19 protein-coding genes and 1 pseudogene are annotated in these 17116 nt (G+C 42.0%); 8 read left to right on the top strand and 12 right to left on the bottom strand.

Annotated features, from left to right (window positions below; all coding sequences use genetic code 11):
• Nucleotides 1–63 precede the first annotated feature (63 nt).
• Together D1367_RS24945 and prfC are read right to left on the bottom strand one after the other, a co-directional pair.
• Nucleotides 64–2340 carry a M48 family metalloprotease gene (locus D1367_RS24945; RefSeq protein WP_118169074.1) on the bottom strand — a complete coding sequence of 759 codons (2277 nt, stop codon included), beginning with the start codon at nt 2338–2340 and terminating at the stop codon, nt 64–66.
• Nucleotides 2341–2448: 108 nt separating this feature from the next.
• The gene (prfC, locus tag D1367_RS24940; RefSeq protein ID WP_118169072.1) at nt 2449–4077 is read right to left on the bottom strand and encodes a peptide chain release factor 3; all 1629 of its coding nucleotides are present in this window, start codon (nt 4075–4077) and stop codon (nt 2449–2451) included.
• A gap of 121 nt (nt 4078–4198) precedes the next feature.
• On the opposite strand from prfC, the gene D1367_RS24935 reads away from it, so the two are divergent.
• Both D1367_RS24935 and hemB read left to right on the top strand, forming a co-directional pair.
• Entirely contained in the window at nt 4199–4558 is a 360-nt protein-coding gene (locus tag D1367_RS24935; protein ID WP_118169069.1) for a DUF4870 domain-containing protein, read from the top strand.
• Between the two features lie 376 nt (nt 4559–4934).
• Entirely contained in the window at nt 4935–5915 is a 981-nt protein-coding gene (hemB, locus tag D1367_RS24930; RefSeq protein WP_118169067.1) for a porphobilinogen synthase, read from the top strand.
• Between the two features lie 206 nt (nt 5916–6121).
• Here hemB and D1367_RS24925 read toward each other — a convergent pair whose 3' ends face one another.
• The 8 genes and pseudogenes from D1367_RS24925 to D1367_RS24885 all read right to left on the bottom strand — a co-directional run bounded on the left by D1367_RS24925 (nt 6122) and on the right by D1367_RS24885 (nt 9218).
• Entirely contained in the window at nt 6122–6322 is a 201-nt protein-coding gene (locus tag D1367_RS24925; RefSeq protein ID WP_244944962.1) for a type II toxin-antitoxin system HicA family toxin, read from the bottom strand.
• A 173-nt stretch (nt 6323–6495) separates the two neighbouring features.
• Complete coding sequence (locus tag D1367_RS24920) at nt 6496–6723, bottom strand: type II toxin-antitoxin system HicB family antitoxin (protein ID WP_118169063.1); 228 nt, start codon at nt 6721–6723, stop codon at nt 6496–6498.
• Nucleotides 6724–6864: 141 nt separating this feature from the next.
• Nucleotides 6865–7461 carry a hypothetical protein gene (locus D1367_RS24915; protein ID WP_118169061.1) on the bottom strand — a complete coding sequence of 199 codons (597 nt, stop codon included), beginning with the start codon at nt 7459–7461 and terminating at the stop codon, nt 6865–6867.
• 31 nt (nt 7462–7492) lie between these two features.
• A pseudogene (locus tag D1367_RS32420) lies at nt 7493–7912 on the bottom strand (putative toxin-antitoxin system toxin component, PIN family).
• The gene (locus D1367_RS24900; RefSeq protein WP_118169057.1) at nt 7909–8178 is read right to left on the bottom strand and encodes a hypothetical protein; all 270 of its coding nucleotides are present in this window, start codon (nt 8176–8178) and stop codon (nt 7909–7911) included. The pseudogene D1367_RS32420 and the gene D1367_RS24900 overlap by 4 nt, the downstream one beginning before the upstream one ends.
• A gap of 236 nt (nt 8179–8414) precedes the next feature.
• Nucleotides 8415–8510 carry a type II toxin-antitoxin system RelE family toxin gene (locus D1367_RS33385; RefSeq protein ID WP_410477561.1) on the bottom strand — a complete coding sequence of 32 codons (96 nt, stop codon included), beginning with the start codon at nt 8508–8510 and terminating at the stop codon, nt 8415–8417.
• Nucleotides 8507–8725: a hypothetical protein gene (locus D1367_RS24890; RefSeq protein ID WP_118169055.1), complete on the bottom strand. Its 219-nt coding sequence runs from the start codon at nt 8723–8725 to the stop codon at nt 8507–8509. Before D1367_RS24890 ends, D1367_RS33385 begins: the two co-directional genes overlap by 4 nt.
• A 316-nt stretch (nt 8726–9041) precedes the next feature.
• Entirely contained in the window at nt 9042–9218 is a 177-nt protein-coding gene (locus D1367_RS24885) for a type II toxin-antitoxin system HicB family antitoxin (RefSeq protein ID WP_228674749.1), read from the bottom strand.
• Between the two features lie 113 nt (nt 9219–9331).
• Between D1367_RS24885 and D1367_RS31890 the strand changes: the two genes are divergently transcribed.
• From D1367_RS31890 to D1367_RS24870, 5 genes are all read left to right on the top strand, one after another.
• A complete protein-coding gene (locus D1367_RS31890; RefSeq protein ID WP_220450978.1) occupies nt 9332–9511 on the top strand; it encodes a hypothetical protein in 180 nt (59 codons plus the stop codon).
• 95 nt (nt 9512–9606) lie between these two features.
• Nucleotides 9607–9906 carry a hypothetical protein gene (locus D1367_RS24880; RefSeq protein WP_118169053.1) on the top strand — a complete coding sequence of 100 codons (300 nt, stop codon included), beginning with the start codon at nt 9607–9609 and terminating at the stop codon, nt 9904–9906.
• 441 nt (nt 9907–10347) lie between these two features.
• Nucleotides 10348–12309, top strand: coding sequence for a tetratricopeptide repeat protein (locus tag D1367_RS33135; protein WP_338042136.1), 1962 nt, complete (start codon nt 10348–10350; stop codon nt 12307–12309).
• A 100-nt stretch (nt 12310–12409) separates the two neighbouring features.
• Nucleotides 12410–14038, top strand: a complete 1629-nt coding sequence (locus D1367_RS33130) for a CHAT domain-containing protein (RefSeq protein ID WP_181984952.1) — start codon at nt 12410–12412, stop codon at nt 14036–14038.
• Nucleotides 14039–14215: 177 nt separating this feature from the next.
• A complete protein-coding gene (locus tag D1367_RS24870; RefSeq protein WP_118169051.1) occupies nt 14216–15199 on the top strand; it encodes a trypsin-like serine peptidase in 984 nt (327 codons plus the stop codon).
• A gap of 365 nt (nt 15200–15564) precedes the next feature.
• On the opposite strand, the gene D1367_RS24860 is transcribed toward D1367_RS24870, so the two are convergent.
• Nucleotides 15565–15777, bottom strand: a complete 213-nt coding sequence (locus D1367_RS24860) for a DUF6887 family protein (RefSeq protein WP_118169047.1) — start codon at nt 15775–15777, stop codon at nt 15565–15567.
• The gene (locus D1367_RS33380) at nt 15774–15890 is read right to left on the bottom strand and encodes a DUF6888 family protein (RefSeq protein WP_410477562.1); all 117 of its coding nucleotides are present in this window, start codon (nt 15888–15890) and stop codon (nt 15774–15776) included. The genes D1367_RS24860 and D1367_RS33380 overlap by 4 nt, the downstream gene beginning before the upstream one ends.
• Before the next feature lie 229 nt (nt 15891–16119).
• Between D1367_RS33380 and D1367_RS24855 the strand changes: the two genes are divergently transcribed.
• Nucleotides 16120–17103 carry an alpha-ketoacid dehydrogenase subunit beta gene (locus D1367_RS24855; RefSeq protein ID WP_100899866.1) on the top strand — a complete coding sequence of 328 codons (984 nt, stop codon included), beginning with the start codon at nt 16120–16122 and terminating at the stop codon, nt 17101–17103.
• Nucleotides 17104–17116: the final 13 nt, after the last annotated feature.

Raw genomic sequence — 17116 nt, 5'->3', positions numbered from 1 at the left:
TCCTTTGCTAATGACTAATGACTAATGACCAATGACCAATGACCAATGACCAATGACCAATGACTAACTAGTGAGAAAAATGTATGCGCCCCAAGCTTGTGCTGCAACTGCTAAAAAAGTAGACCAAATGGGATGAGCGCTATGAATGGTTTTACCACTTTGAGTTTCCAGGGTTTGGATATCGATCCAAGGTGTTGCTCCTCGGCGGAACCAACCTGTGACGATAATTTGCCTACCAATTAGATCCTGGTGATTAACTGGCTGTCCTAACCAAGAAACATGGTGTAATTTCACTAAACCTGCGCTGGATTGGAGGATTAAATCTTGCGCTAGGGAGTTGCTAGTGCCTTGACGACCTAATAATTTACCCACAAGACGCACGCTGATGCTATCAATTGGTAAGGCTGAAGGATCAGCTAACAGGTTAGGTAGATAATCGTCAGTTTGCACAGTGGCAGGTTTAATATCGGGGAAGAAAGAATTAATCCGCATCACTGTACCGATGCTAAAGCCAATCAGAAGGCAGCCTGTAATGAAAGACCAATCTTCATATATCCACTTTAGATTTAAAAACTTGAGTGTGAATGCTAGTTGCCAGGTTAGCCAGACTAAAGCTGCAAACAGAACCCCTAGAGGAATTCCCAACCAGGGAGCGATTTGTAATAAGAAAGACTGACGCTTAACTTTTGATGGAACGCTTGCAAAATGTAGTTCAGTGTCTAGATGCCAGTGACGGGCTATTTGGCACAGGCGTTCGATGCGATCGCCCATCAATGGATGACTATTATTAATTGTAAACCATCGGCGATAGGGATTGGCTGTATCCCACTTCAAAAATGATTCAAAAGATAAATTACTGGCAATAGTGCCTAAAGAAAGGCTCTGTTGGTGGCTGACTGGTGTCAAGAGATTTAAGCTTTCTAGTTGCCAACTTGTCTCTTCCTCTTTTTGGATATCAGCTGCAATGCCGATGGCAATTTTGAGTAAAGCGCGAATCAGGGCATTGGGATTACCAGTAATTTCAGAGGCGACGCGATCGCTATAATAAAGCCGCAACCGCGACAACCATAATGCAGTCCCAGTCAGCAAACACCAAACTCCATAAACAATGCTAGCCAGAATTGTCACCGGATAGCGCCAAATCCCTGATATTTTGTCTCCCCAGTTCGACACTTGCTGATATAGCCTATGAATTGGTAGTGTCACCAGGAGTAACAAAGACATCACAGCAAAATCCCAGTGAGCAATATGCCCTAGCTGCGTGGCGTAAATAATGGCGATTTCATCATCTGCTAGTTGCTCTAATAACCCCTGACTGACAACAATCCTGGCATTACGTGGTAAACTACCATAAGTCAGGATAATTGGTGCAGCCATTGGTAAAATCCGCAGTTTGGGTAACGGCCAGTGCCTCTGTTGGCAACAACGTTGTAGCACCCGAACAGCTTCGCGGCTATGGGCATTCAATACATCTTTGGGAAATTCTCGCTGACCATACAACTTTGCCAGTAGCTGATCCAGCAACCAAGGTGATACTCCGAGCAAAATCACCAATACTATTAACAAGAATGTAGTAGGGTCGCGGTATAAAGGCTGCAATGGCTCCAGATAAGGTAGTTTAACTAAAGTCTGGTTGATGAATCCCATTGCTAACTTGAGCATTTCTCGCATCACCCAAAACAGAGCGATGAATGTTCCTGCTGTCAGCAGTCGCAAAGGGATTAATTTCGGTTTGCGTAGGGGTTGCCATGCTCTGGCGCGTTGTGCTTGTCGCCAATAAATAACGCCGAATAATTTAGCTTGGGTGCGGGTAACAGAACCCATGAAGCCACTTAAGGGCACAGATCCTGCTGCTGGCAGTGGTGTAGCTACTGTAGCTTTGAGTTTAGCTAGTGGCACCATCGGCGGGGTATCGTTGCTCTTTGTTTCTATTACTTGATCTTTTGGTTCCTCTAATGTCGGAGTTTCTGGGGGAGTAACTGGGGAAGAATCTGGCGTTGAATTTGGGGTTGAATTATCAAAAGCAACAAATCCAGTTTCGACATTTTTTGCTTCTTGATCGCGTTTTTGACGTTTTGTCAGGTGTTCGAGTGCGCGTTTTGCCCACTCTTGAACTTGCGGATTGTTACTCTCAATGAGATTCTGAGAAATAGCGATCGCTTTGGAGGCTTCTCCAATCCGTGCATAAGCCATCACTAAACCAACCTGGGCTTGTAAGCTAGCAGTACCATTACTTTGGCTGCTAGCAATAGGTTCTAGTTGAGCGATCGCTGTTTGGTAATTTCCCTGCTTGAGGGCAATTAAACCAGCCTCCAAAGACGGTTTGGCATGTGAAGGCATACAAATTCTGGCACTCCAATCTCTTCTAAGTGATCCACGTTTGGGCAAAAGCGCGAACCTCGGATGCCGTGGAACTCAACCGCGCCCAAGTTTTGCTTGTCAAGTGAATTATTCCTCCACTGGTTGTTGACTAGAAAATACTGGAGCGATCGCGCTTAATTTTAACTCTGGATGGTCGCCTAATAATTGTTGACAATTCCATTCGTTGCGGAATAGCAACACTGGGCGTCCCATACTATCTTTAACTGTAGTGGTATTGAATATTCGTCCCACTTTTTCTAATGCTTCCCAACCACCCTCAACCCAACGGGCGACACTGTAGGGCAATAAGTCTAATATGGTTTCTACACCATACTCATTTTGTAAGCGAAATTGTACCACCTCGAATTGCAACTGACCCACCGCCGCCAAAATTGGATCGCGCTTGGCTTCATCAGTTGAATACATAATTTGTACAGCACCTTCTTCGCGCAATTCCGCAACGCCTTTTTGGAATTGTTTAGACTTCGAGGGGTTGGGATTCCTCAGAGATGCAAACAGTTCCGGCGAGAAATACGGAATCCCCTCATATTCGAGCTTTTGTCCCGTGTAAATTGTATCCCCGATCGCAAAAACACCAGGATTATTCAAACCGATCACATCGCCAGGATAAGCCACATCAATCGATTCTCGCTCTTGGGCAAAGAGTTTTTGCGGGCGAGACAGACGGATGATTTTACCAATGCGGGCGTGATTCACCATCATATCTTTTTCAAACTTACCAGTGCAGACCCGGATAAATGCAACGCGATCGCGGTGTTTTGGATCCATGTTCGCTTGCAGTTTGAAGACAAACCCCGAAAATTCCGGGTATGTAGGGGGAACTTCGCCAACACTGCTGTAGTGAGAACCGGGTTTCAGGGCATAGTCGAGGAAGTACTTGAGGAATAACTCTACACCAAAGTTAGTCATGGCGCTACCAAAGAACACAGGCGTCATTTTGCCTTCGTGTACCAGCTGCAAATCTAACTCTGGCCCAACTCCATCTAAAAGTTCTAAATCATTTTTTAGTTGGTAGTAGAGACTTTGTTCTAGCTGGTCTTCTATTCTTGGATCAGTTAATTCGACTATCGTATCACGGGCTTCTCGGCTGCCGTGGGCGCTGCGTTCAAACAGGTGAATTTGTTGCTTGTGTCGGTCAAAAACCCCTTTAAAGCGATCGCCCATCCCAATCGGCCAGTTTACCGCATAGGTTTGCAATCCCAATTCTTGCTCAATTTCATCCAAAAGTTCCAGAGGTTCTCTTCCTGGGCGATCGAGCTTGTTGATAAATGTAAAAATTGGGATACCCCGCAACTTACACACTTCAAACAATTTGCGAGTTTGGGGTTCCAAACCTTTTGCCGCATCAATCAGCATCACTGCATTATCGGCGGCGGCAAGGGTGCGATAAGTATCTTCACTGAAATCTTGGTGTCCGGGAGTGTCTAATAAATTTATCTGACAGTGCCGATATTCAAATTGCAACACCGTGGAAGTAATAGAAATACCCCGTTGTTGCTCCATCGCCATCCAGTCAGAGGTAGCCTTACGCTGTGCCCGTCGCGCCTTAACCGCTCCAGCTTCGTGAATTGCACCTCCGTACAGGAGGAGTTTTTCTGTTAGTGTAGTTTTACCTGCATCAGGGTGAGAAATAATCGCAAAATTGCGGCGAAGTTCAACTGCTTGAACAAGTTCAGACTGAAGTTCAGTAGACATAAATGTATTTGTTTGTTAGTTAGCTTAATTTTTTTTGATGGTAAGTCTTTTAATCTTAAGACAACGATGCTCGTGATAGGGTCGTAATATAATCAACAATTTGACTAAATAGGAGAAAGCAATGTACGACACAGATAAGCGAAAGCTTTTATCCGCCTTGTCTCATGGAGCCATTTTTCTCAGTACGACATTGGTATCTGTCGGTATACCTATCGCCATCCTCTTTGTATCTGATGATCCTGTTGTTAAAGAAAACGCCAAAGAATCCATTAATTTCCACTTCAACGTCTGGCTTTATGGAGGAATTCTGGGAGCGCTGTTTTTTCTATTCGGTTGGTTAGTGTTACCTCTATTATTGCTGGGGCCACTAGCCGGTCTGGGATATCTATTGCACTGGGGATTAACAATTTGGGCGCTCATCGGAGTTTTCAGCAATCCTGATATACCCTTCCGTTACCCCTATATTTTCCGAGTTTTTTAATCAGGATTGGGGCATTGGGTATGGGGCATTAATTAGTAGCAAATTCTCTGCGTGCCTCTGCGTTTACCTCTGCGCCACTACCCTGCGGGAAGGCGAAGCGCCTATGCGTTTAAATTTCACCCCTCAATTCTCCAGGATTTTTGAGAGGGTTTTACTATTTTGAATTTTGAATTGCTTACTATGTTGTTTTTTTTCCAGCCCGTCGGATAGATGCAACCAAGCTGTAGAATACAAAATTGCCCCACAACTTGATTAAGAGTAGGGCAAGGGACAGTTAAGCACTGTTTGTAGTCTGTCTGACGGCAGGAAAATTTTAGCCTGCTTTTGTGACGCTTTATTTTGTGTCCATTTGCGTTGTTTTTCTTGATAAAATTTTATGTTTCCTACACATCGCCCCCGTCGTTTGCGTACTCATCCTCAACTGCGCCGGATGGTTCGTGAAACTGTTTTAACAACAAGCGATTTAATCTACCCATTATTTGCTGTACCGGGTGAGGGAATCGCTAACGAAGTAAAATCGATGCCCGGAGTCTACCAACTTTCGGTAGATAAAATTGTTGAAGAAGCAAAAGAAGTTTATGACTTAGGAATTCCTTCGATTATTTTATTTGGGATTCCGGCTGATAAAGATGTAGATGCCACTGGCGCTTGGCATGATTGCGGTATCGTCCAAAAAGCGGCGACGGCGGTAAAAGCAGCTGTACCAGATTTGATTGTAATTGCTGATACTTGTTTGTGTGAGTATACTAGCCACGGTCATTGTGGTTATTTACAAGTTGGTGATTTAACAGGACGAGTTTTAAATGATCCAACTCTGGAATTGTTGAAGAAAACAGCAGTTTCTCAAGCAAAAGCCGGTGCCGATATCATTGCGCCTTCTGGGATGATGGATGGGTTTGTGCAGGCAATTCGTGTAGGTTTGGATGAAGCCGGATTTCAAGATACGCCGATTTTGTCTTATGCTGCTAAGTATGCTTCGGGTTATTATGGCCCGTTTCGGGATGCAGCAGACTCCACACCGCAGTTTGGAGACAGAAGAACTTACCAAATGGATCCAGGTAACGCCCGCGAAGCGATTAAAGAGATTGACTTGGATATCGCTGAAGGTGCTGATATGCTCATGGTTAAGCCAGCCTTGGCATACATGGATATTATCTGGCGGGTGAAGGAAGCAAGTAACTTACCTGTTGCAGCTTACAATGTTTCTGGTGAGTATGCGATGGTGAAAGCTGCGTCTCTCAATGGTTGGATTGATGAGGAGCGGGTGGTTATGGAAACTTTAACTGGGTTTAAACGGGCTGGTGCAGACTTGATTTTGACTTATCATGCCAAAGATGCAGCGCGATGGTTAAAGTAGGCTAGGCATATTGAATACTAATTTAGTGGGAAATCTCACGCAGAAGCGCGAAGACGCAGAGTTGTGTTTTGGTGTTTGGGCGTGAGATTCTTTTAGGACTTACGCAAGAGTTAAGGAATAACGAACCTTATTAGGCGCAGAGGACACGGAGAAATAGGAGTTCGAGAGATATTTTGGGTTTGGCTGGTGCGAAATTCAAACAAAGTTTAACTAATCGGCATTATACTTGTCATACATGTATTGCAAGGATGATAAAAGTTATCAAATAAAACACGAGGTAATCCTGACTGACGAATAATAGATCGTAAAGTACCGATGCGTAACTCTTCGTAATTAGGAATAGGAACAGTAATTGTTGAATCTTCGGTTTGTATCTGCATCATAATGTGACTACCACGCTGGCGCACTTGTACAAAGCCGTTCTCTTCCAGAATGCGGCAGACTTCTCTAGCAGAAAGAACACGCAGTTTATACCAATTATTTATGAAGATGCACAGAATATTAAACGAACCGCCAAGTACGCCAAGAGCGCCAAGAATAGAGAGTTACTTATTTAGTGCAGCTTCACATTAAATTGGTATTAGCCAATATTTACCTCTAGGCGTGTAACAAAAACTTCTGTGTGCAACCTTTCCTGAATTTCAGAAGGATCTGCTGTCTCAAAAAATAATTCTAATGCCTCAATAAGGTTATTCCGTGCCTCTTCAATTGTGTCACCTTGGCTGGCGATATCGAGTTCGGGACAGAGCGATACATAGCCATCATTTTCGCGCTCAATGATAGCAGTGAATTGTATTGTTTGCTTCATTTTTGTTTTTAGTGGAGTAGATATATCAATCTTGATAGTAAGTTACTTTAGACAGTATATTGTCAAAAGCCTTTTGAGCGGGTGTTTTAGGGATGCGATGTCTACGACGGGCTACGCCTACGCTACTTAATTATAATTTTTTCACCGGACACCACTAGCTAAGATTCCTAAAATTTTATTGACATCTTTAAGATAATATTCACTTAAGTCTATCTGGATAGATTGCCCTTCTAATTTTAAAAATTGCCAAATACTTCCAGTGGTGACAGTTCCATAAATTATCAAATTTTCATTACCTGCTCGTTCGTTAAATATTCTTGCTGCTAACATTTCGGCTACACATTGTCCTAAACCAGCAGGAATATTTTCTTTTTTAGCTTCCACAATAATAATAACTGGTGCAGTGATAATTAGTCTTTCTGGAGAACGGGTAATTAGAAAATCACAGATTCCATTTAAACCTTGTGCAAGATCAACATTGAATTCAACACCAGAGAACAAATTTATTTGGTCATTTAATTGTCGTCTCAATTCTAATAATATGGGAGAAATAATCATCTCAGAGCGAGCTTTTTCACTATTGCTGGCAATAGCTATAGGTGAATTATATTGAAGAATTTCTTTTAATAAACTACTGGATTCTATCTCAGATATATTAGCAAAAATATCAGTTTGCTCAATAGTATTTATTTGAAAATTCTGTTTGACTTTCTCTAAAGTAAAATCACTATATGACATAGAAGACACATTCAGACAACAACGCTAAAACTTAATCTAAGAAATAACGACTTAAAAAATCTTGCGGAGTCAAAATTGGGATTTCGTTAAATTCTATCAACACCAATAAATCTAAATCACCAGTAACAATTGCTTCAGCATTTGCCGCAACAGCCGCAGCCAGAACTATAGTATCTTTTGGATCGCGTAATTGAGGAGCATCTACAGAGATAGTTGGACAATCATTTCATAAACCCTTGACTACAGAAATCAAATTTTCAACCGTATAACCTCTTGGTTGTAGTCGTAGTTGAAATTTATCACGTTTTAAAGTTGTTTCTAGTTCTAATAATAAAAATTCAGAAGCAAATATATTAATTTGTTGATTTCTTGCTAAACGCAAGGTTTTACCAGGAACACCTCCCCACAACAAGGCTGAAATCCAAACATTGACATCAAGGATAACTCTCATGGATTAGACCATAACTGCTGTCTGACATCCTTAACAATTTCACTAATTTCTTCTAGCGTGGGTTGATTTGGATCGGGTTCTAATTGTTCAAGACTTTGTAAAAAATCATCTAAATCTACATTTTGCTGAGTAATTTTTTCTAAAACAATACAATTTCCCTTAATAGTTACTCGGTATTGATCACCCGGTTGAAGTTGATATTGAATTTCTGGTGGGAGATTAATTTGCTTTTCGTCAGTTATTCTGATAATTGGATCTGTCTCCATAAATTTACTCCGTTATTAGATTAAATAAATCTCCATATAGATACTTGATACTCAGTACAAGGCTTTCTGTACTTAATTAGTTGTAGATATCTCGGCGATGTCCAACCTTGTGAATTGTGAGCAGATGCGCTTCTGTATTAATAGATAATTCGATAGTCACCTATTCTAAGTTTAAACAGACCACTGAGGTCAGCGCTGAGAGCTTGGGGACTTACATCATCGAAATTCTCGGATAACTAATCAACTTTACGCAAGATGCGTTCCTGGATAGTTGATGCAAGTGCTTCTAAATTGGTAATAGCTTCTTTCGTGAATTCAACGCTGTAACTCATTCCCACTGCAAACCAAGTTTTTTTGCTATTTCCTTAGCCGGAATTCCACCTTCTCCTGCTTGAGTACGCTGTAGAGAGTCAAGTAGTTGCTGCTTCACTTCTGGCTTTACTTGTTTACCTTCATCGGGGTCAATCAGTAGAGATTGAATGGTTTCAGCAACAGTTTCCTGGATTAGTAGCTTGAGTTCTTCAATAGTCAAATCTTTGACTTGCATGGGGTTGATAAATAGTAACTGTTTACCTTACTATAGCAATACTAAGGGACTTCCAAGTAAAAAAATATTCCATTGCTATTGTTCACTGTTGACCGTTGACGGTTCACAAGTTTTCAGTCAACAGTCAACAGTCAACAGTCAACGACTTTAATGTGGAATAATTTATTTTTTGGAGTTCCCTAAATGATTCGTAAGAGACAAGTCTGTATAAATCAAATCCGTATCTGTTGCAGTGAAACGTGGCAGTTTAGGCAACTTTTACCTCTAAGGTCATTGTGAATATTTCCTTGTTATGAAGCGCCTGTTTTTCTAAATTTTACAAGGTTTCTATATAAAGCTGAACTGCTTCTTTAATATTTGCCTGTACTTCTTCTAGGGAATCACCTTGAGATTGACAACCAGGTAGTTCTGGGCAATAAGCATAATATCCATGTTCATCTTTTTCGATAACGATGCTAACTTTATACGACATATCAAAGTTACGTTTGCTCATTCAATAACTATTATCACCTCTGATCCCTCTCATCTCCCCACCTCTGGCTCTACTGTATACACACAAGTAGGGGACTTCCAAGTAAAAAAATATTCCATTGCTATTGTTCACTGTTGACCGTTGACGGTTCACGAGTTTTCAGTCAACAGTCAACAGTCAACAGTCAACGACTTGAATGTGGAATAATTTATTTTTTGCAGTTCCCTAGAAAAATGTTTGATTTTCATGGAAAAATACAGCAAAGAGGTACCGCAGCTACGCCCGCCCTAAACATCGCATTCACAAAACTTTAGTTAATTTCACGTAGATTAATTTGATATTTCCGGTAGTAAATCAATTCATAAGCTCGTTACAACAATTGTTGTAATGACTTAAACGTTTCTTATACATGGAAGAGCAATTGTTGCAAAGCATTAAGTATTTGTTGCAACTGCTTATATGTTTGCAAGAAATGCTTAAACGTTTCTTATACATGGAAGAGCAATTGTTGCAAAGCATTAAGTATTTGTTGCAACTGCTTATATGTTTGCAAGAAATGCTTAAGCGTTTCTTATACATGGAAGAACAATTGTTGCAAAGTATCAAGGATTTCTTGCAACTGCTTCTAAATTTGCAAGAAATGCTTAAGCGTTTTTTATATAGGTCAGAGCATTTCTTGCAAACGTTTAAATTTTTACAGATAAAATAGAGTGCATTACGGCTTTAACCTAACGCATCGTCCTATTTAGTGATGCATTAGGGACTGACAAATAAAAAAAACATCCAAATTTTCTTGTGGGGTGGGCGACACGAGAGCCTCTGACCAAGGGCGGACAAAATGTCTACCTCACAAGTAGTAGTAATTTATTTCTTGGTAATCCCTTAGACGCTCATATCAAGATTTTTGGGTAATTCGATGACTTGTGTGTACACCGTAGCCTCCCGTTAGGAAGCGTGAGAACGAGAAAATCAGGGTTTGCCGAGTGAGTTCGTTGCAAAAACAGAAACCAGAATCGTAAACTTTGACCGCACCCATAAAATCAACATAAAGTTTCAGCAATATCCCTGACGACAATTAAATAATTTACTAATATGCGGGATTGGTTCCGGCAGGAATAGGGCTGTCAATAATCACAGATTGAGGCTAAAAATGATGGGGAGTGCAAAGTCTCAGTGGGTTTTCTGGTGCTTGCTACCAAGATTTACCCGTTACAGTTTAACTTTATTGCTGAGTGCGGTAATGCTTGCTGATGCTGTGGGGGCGACACCGAGAAACCGAGGGTTGCAGATAGCACAACAGCCAGAAACTGCTCAACAAGATGCAACTCGCGCTGCTGCGGAACGGATTTTTCAAGAGGGGATGCAGCTTTATCAAAAAGGGACAGGAGAATCACTGCGACAGGCGATTGGCAAATGGCAAGAAGCGCTGAAGCTTTGGCAACAAGTTGATGATAAACGCTGGGAAGCCAACATTCTCCTTGGCATTGGCAAAGTCTACTCCGATTTAGGAGAAAATCAAGAAGCGCTCAAATACTACAACCAAGCTTTACCCATATACCGTGCAGTGGAGGACAAGGGAGGGGAAGCCACCACCCTCAACAATATTGGCTTAGTCTACGACGATTTAGGAGAAAAGCAAGAAGCGCTCAAATACTACAACCAAGCTTTAACCATATTCCGTGCAGTGGAGGATAAGCGAGGGGAAGCCACCACCCTCAACAATATTGGCGGTGTCTACTCCGATTTAGGGGAAAAGCAAGAAGCTCTCAAATACTACAACCAAGCTTTAACCATATTCCGTGCAGTGGAGGATAAGGGAGGGGAAGCCACCACCCTCAATAATATTGGCAGTGTCTACAAATATTTAGGAGAAAAGCAAGAAGCGCTCAAATACTACAACCAAGCTTTACGCATACTCCGTGCAGTGGAGGATAAGCGAGGGGAAGCTAACACCCTCAACAATATTGGCAGTGTCTACAAAGATTTAGGAGAAAAGCAAGAAGCGCTCAAATACTACAACCAAGCTTTACCCATACGCCGTGCAGTAGAGGACAGGGGAGGGGAAGCCACCACCCTCAACAATATTGGCAGTGTCTACCACTCATTAGGGGAAAAGCAAGAAGCGCTCAAATACTACAACCAAGCTTTACCCATATACCGTGCAGTGAGTGACAGGGGAGGGGAAGCCACCACCCTCCACAATATTGGCAGTGTCTACCACTCATTAGGGGAAAAGCAAGAAGCGCTCAAATACTACAACCAAGCTTTACCCATACGCCGTGCAGTGGAAGACAGGGAAGGGGAAGCCACCACCCTCAACAATATTGGCGGTGTCTACTCCGATTTAGGAGAAAAGCAAGAAGCGCTCAAATACTACAACCAAGCTTTACCCATACGCCGTGCAGTAGAGGACAGGGGAGGGGAAGCCACCACCCTCAACAATATTGGCGGTGTCTACTCCGATTTAGGAGAAAAGCAAGAAGCACTCAAATACTACAACCAAGCTTTACCCATATTTCGTGCAGTGAGTGACAGGGGAGGGGAAGCCAAGACCCTCAACAATATTGGCTTAGTCTACGACGATTTAGGAGAAAAGCAAAAAGCGCTCAAATACTACAACCAAGCTTTACCCATATACCGTGTAGTAGAGGACAGAGGAGGGGAAGCCACCACCCTCAGCAATATTGGCTTAGTCTACAACGATTTAGGAGAAAAGCAAGAAGCTCTCAAATACTACAACCAAGCTTTACCTATATTCCGTGCAGTGGAGGACAGGGGAGGGGAAGCCAACACTCTCAACAATATTGGCGCTGTCTACTCCGATTTAGGAGAAAAGCAAGAAGCGCTCAAATACTACAACCAAGCTTTACCCATATACCGTGCAGTGGGGGACAAGCGAGGGAAAGCCGCCATTCTCAACAATATTGGCGCTGTCTACTCCGATTTAGGAGAAAAGCAAGAAGCGCTCAAATACTTCAACCAAGCTTTACCCATAATTCGTGCAGTGGGAAATAGGGAAGGGGAAGCCGCCACCCTCTCTAACATGGCTGTACTAGAACGCGAATCGCGCCAATCTCCAACAAGCCCAAACACATATTCAAGCAGTTATTGAAATCGTTGAAGATTTACGCACCAAAATTGACAGTCAAGAACTGCGTACTTCCTTTTTTGCCACGGTACAGAGTTATTACAAGTTCTACATCGACTTGCTGATGCAGTTGCACAAAAAAGACCCATCTAAAGGATACGACGCTTTGGCACTGCATATTAGTGAGCGATCTCGTGCCAGGGGTTTGGTAGAATTGTTAACCCAAGCTAACGTAGATATCCGTAAAGATATTGACCCCAAACTCTTGGCACAAGAACGCCGTTTAACCCTGCTACTTGATGCCAGAGACAAGCAGTTATCAGAACTATTGAGTAAAAAAGAATCTCCAGCCCAACTGGTAGCAACCACAAAACAACAAATCCAAGACTTACTAAAGCAACAGCAAGATTTAAAGACCAACATCCGCGCTAATAACTTTGAGTATGCCGCACTAAAGTATCCTCAACCGCTCACTTTGCCCCAAATTCAACAACAATTAGATCAAGATTCTCTACTATTGCAGTATTCTTTAGGTGAAGAACGCAGCTATTTGTGGGTAGTTACGCCCAATTCTCTCAAGAGTTATGAACTTGCTAACTCCGAAAAGATAAACAAGGCGGCAAAAAATTTAAACCAACTGTTAAAACGTCCACTCATCGCTGGCGCATCCCCAGAGGAACAAGCCCAAGCTGTGACGGATACTACTAAAGCTGCTCAAGAACTCAGCCAACTCATCGTTGCGCCTGTAGCTGGCCAGTTGGGGCAAAAACGCTTGGTGATTGTGCCTGATGGGATTTTACATCAGATTCCATTTGCGGTGTTGAGTGACCTAACCCCCCAGCCCCCTCAAGGGAAGGGGGAGCAAGATCAACTCAAACTCCCCTCTCCGCTTCCCAAAGGGGTTGGGGGAGAGGTCAATTATCAACCTTTGTTGGTGAATCATGAAATCATCAATCTGCCTTCTGTCACCAGTCTGGCGACCCAAAGACAGCAACTCAAAGGGCGGAAAATGGCACCCAAAACTATAGCTGTCCTCGCTGACCCAGTATTCAGCGCCAATGATAAACGAGTTACTGAAAAAGCAACGAAAACTTACTCTTCCACAGATATTGAGCTAGAACGTTCCGCTCTCGAACGGTCTTTGAAAAACATTAATCGTAGTGGTTTAGATAGACTTCCAGGTACGCGCCAAGAGGCTGAGGCGGTTCTAAAAATGGTGTCACCTTCTGAGAGTTTCCAGGCTTTTGATTTTGATGCTAACTACAATTTCGCAACTAGCAAACAACTCAATCAATATCGTCTGCTGCTGTTTGCCACTCACGGCATTTTCGATGACATCAACCCGGAATTATCAGGAATAGTCACATCGTTGGTAGACAAACAAGGTAAAGCCCAAAAAGGTTTCTTGCGCCTCAACGATATTTTTAACCTTGACCTTCCCGCAGAGTTAATAGTATTAAGTGCCTGTGAAAGTGGTGTGGGTCAAGAAGTAAAAGGAGAAGGATTAGTGGGGTTGACAAGAGGATTAATGTATGCAGGTTCTCCAAGGGTGATTGTTTCTTTATGGAAAGTCAATGACCAAGCCACATCATTATTAATGCAGGAGTTGTACAAACAAATTTTGCAACAAGATAAATCGCCTGCTGTTGCTCTGAGGGAAGCCCAATTGAAATTATGGCAACAGAAAGATTGGCAAAATCCCCGTTATTGGGCTGCTTTTAGTCTGCAAGGGGAATGGCGGAATAATTACTAAGAGACTTCCAAATAAAAAACATCCCAAATTTTCTTGTGAGATGGGCTTCTAGCCCGTCCGATAAACTGGGCAGACAAGATGTCCACCCCACAAGATTGAATAATTTATTTGTTGGAGTTTCGTAATTCGTAATTAATGAAGAATTGGCAAGTATCAATTAATTAAGGAGTTTGAACCATGACTAAAAAGCCTATCTACAAGCAAACTTTGGCTTTGTTTTTCGCTCTTTTTATCGCTGGAATGTTGGGTTTTACTACCTTGGGTGGTTGGGTATCTGTGCAAGCGAAAGAACAGACGCAAACGGCAGAAAGTAAGCCACCAAAATTTACCAAATTTGAAGATGCAAATCAATTGCAACTGTCAGGAGATGGCAAACCTTTTAAACCTTCTGGGCTTAACCAATCTGAAAAACCCTATGAAAAAGATCGAGCTATTATTGACTGGGATGACCGTATTCCGATGATTAGTAGAGAATATCCTTGGTCAACCATTGGGCGGGTGCAAGGAACAACATCTGATGCTAGAAGCTATCATTGCACGGGAACTTTAATTTATGAAAATCTGGTTTTAACAAATTCTCACTGCGTGATTGACCCCAAAACTCAGCAATTAAGTAAAAAAATTCTGTTTCTGCCAAACCTCATTAATGGTGTTGTACCAAGTAAAAACGATATAGCCTTCGTAGAGCAAGTTATTTATGGTACAGACTTCACTACTAATGACAGGATCAAAAATCAAATTAATGACTGGGCTGTTATGAAAATTAATAAGCCTCTCGGTCGGAAGTATGGTTATTTAGGATGGGATTCTCTACCTTCTTCAACTTTGATCAAAAACAAGAAAAAATTCTTTTTTGTCGGCTATTCTGGTGACTTCCCTAACACTGAGAAAAAAGGCTATGAGTTTCTCTCTGCTGGTCGAGGGATGACTGCAAGTTTCCAGGAAGGATGTAGTATTGTCCAGGAGCAGCAAGAAGTACTACTGCATGATTGTGACACTAAAGGTGGTTCTTCTGGTGGCCCAATCATCGGTTTAGTTGGAGGTGAGCCATATATTATGGCCTTGAATAATGCTGAAATTACGGACGCTGCAACAAATCGAGGGATAATCAATCTGGCGGTGAAAATTGATTTCTTGGATCGTTTGTTTGCGAAAAATTAATTATTAGTTATTGGTGTAGATAATTGGTTTTTGAAGAAGAAGACGCGATAAATCGCGTCTCTACATGAGGGTTTTGTTGGTATATGTTAATTAGACCTCTTGCACAAATGTAAAACTTGCCCTCATCCCCCAACCCCTTCTCCCAATTTTGGGAGAAGGGGAGCCAATTTCAAAGTCCCTCTCCCAAGATTGGGAGAGGGATTTAGGGAGAGGGTTTTTGATTTATGCAAGAGGTCTATTGTATTGGGTAATGACTGCGCTTCACTCACCATACAAAACCATAAATTTAATGCCCAGATACCGGACTGATCATCACAAGTCCGGTATCTATGTTCATAAGCTTCGTTTGTTTTGTTGGAGAAGGTTTAAGCTTGCTTTCGTAGTCTTTCTAAGTTCTGTTGATGCAACTCTGGGAAGTTTTTTAAATCATCTATTGACTGGGGTGCAGGAAAGATTACAGCGTCTTCAGAGGTGAATCTATCTAAATAAGTTTGAAAAGCTTGATCATCTTCTCTATGCTCAAAAATATATTGACGCAATTGGACACGGGGCATTGTCATAAAATCTGGCTTACTCATACATATCTCCACTTCCCGTCTAGGTAAATTATAATTTCATTTTCTTCACCAGCGATAATTACAAGATTTTTTGTTCGTTCATCGATTCGCACCAAAAACACAGGTAAATACATTAATGTATTTTATACATAAATTTTACGTATTATTGCATAAATAAATCAGCCGATTTGCCCAAGTGGGAGGCGATCGCTCATAAAACCGATAAAATCTAAATTAAATAGCTTTGGTATAGTTATGGCGGTTCGTTTAAACAATCCAATCTCTAACTAGTGCGATCGCTCACCGTATTTGCGACAGCAGCACGATAAAATTCTAAAACCATAATCGTACAAAAAGGTCTAAATGGCAGAAACACTATTCTTCAACGCCCTACGGGAAGCCATTGATGAAGAAATGGCGCGTGATTCCAGCGTATTCGTTCTCGGTGAAGATGTCGGACACTACGGCGGTTCCTATAAAGTTACCAAAGACCTGTACCAAAAATATGGGGAACTCCGCATTTTAGACACCCCTATCGCTGAAAATAGCTTTACTGGGATGGCAGTGGGAGCCGCGATGACTGGGTTACGTCCCATCATTGAAGGTATGAATATGGGCTTTTTACTGCTTGCCTTCAACCAAATATCCAACAACGCTGGGATGCTGCGCTATACTTCTGGCGGTAACTTTAAAATTCCGATGGTCATTCGTGGCCCTGGCGGTGTGGGACGCCAGCTAGGCGCAGAACATTCCCAACGACTAGAAACTTACTTTCAAGCTGTGCCAGGGTTGAAGATTGTAGCCTGCTCTACACCAAGAAACGCTAAAGGATTACTGAAATCCGCTATCCGCGATGATAACCCCGTGTTGTTCTTTGAACACGTCCTGCTTTACAACTTGAAAGAAGATTTACCAGAAGAAGAATATTTGCTACCCCTAGATAAAGCAGAAATTGTACGTGAGGGTAAAGATGTAACCATTATTACTTACTCGCGGATGCGGCATCATGTGCTGCAAGCAGTAAAAACTCTTGAAAAACAAGGATATGATCCAGAAGTTATCGATTTAATATCTCTCAAACCATTAGATTTTGATACAATTGGTGCATCAGTACGTAAAACCCATAAAGTTATTGTTGTGGAAGAATCCATGCGAACTGCGGGTATTGGAGCAGAAGTCATCGCCTCAATAAACGATCGCTTATTCGATGAATTAGATGCGCCAGTACTGCGCCTGTCTTCCCAAGATATCCCCACACCTTACAACGGCAATCTGGAACGACTAACAATCATCCAACCAGAGCAAATAGTGGAAGCTGTGGAAAAAATGGTAGCGTTGCGAGTTTAAAAGTTAGGAGTTA

The organism is Nostoc sphaeroides (genome assembly GCF_003443655.1).
GTDB lineage: Bacteria > Cyanobacteriota > Cyanobacteriia > Cyanobacteriales > Nostocaceae > Nostoc > Nostoc sphaeroides.
Note: the sequence above shows the minus strand (reverse complement) of the source record. Positions and strands in the feature narration are given on the sequence as shown.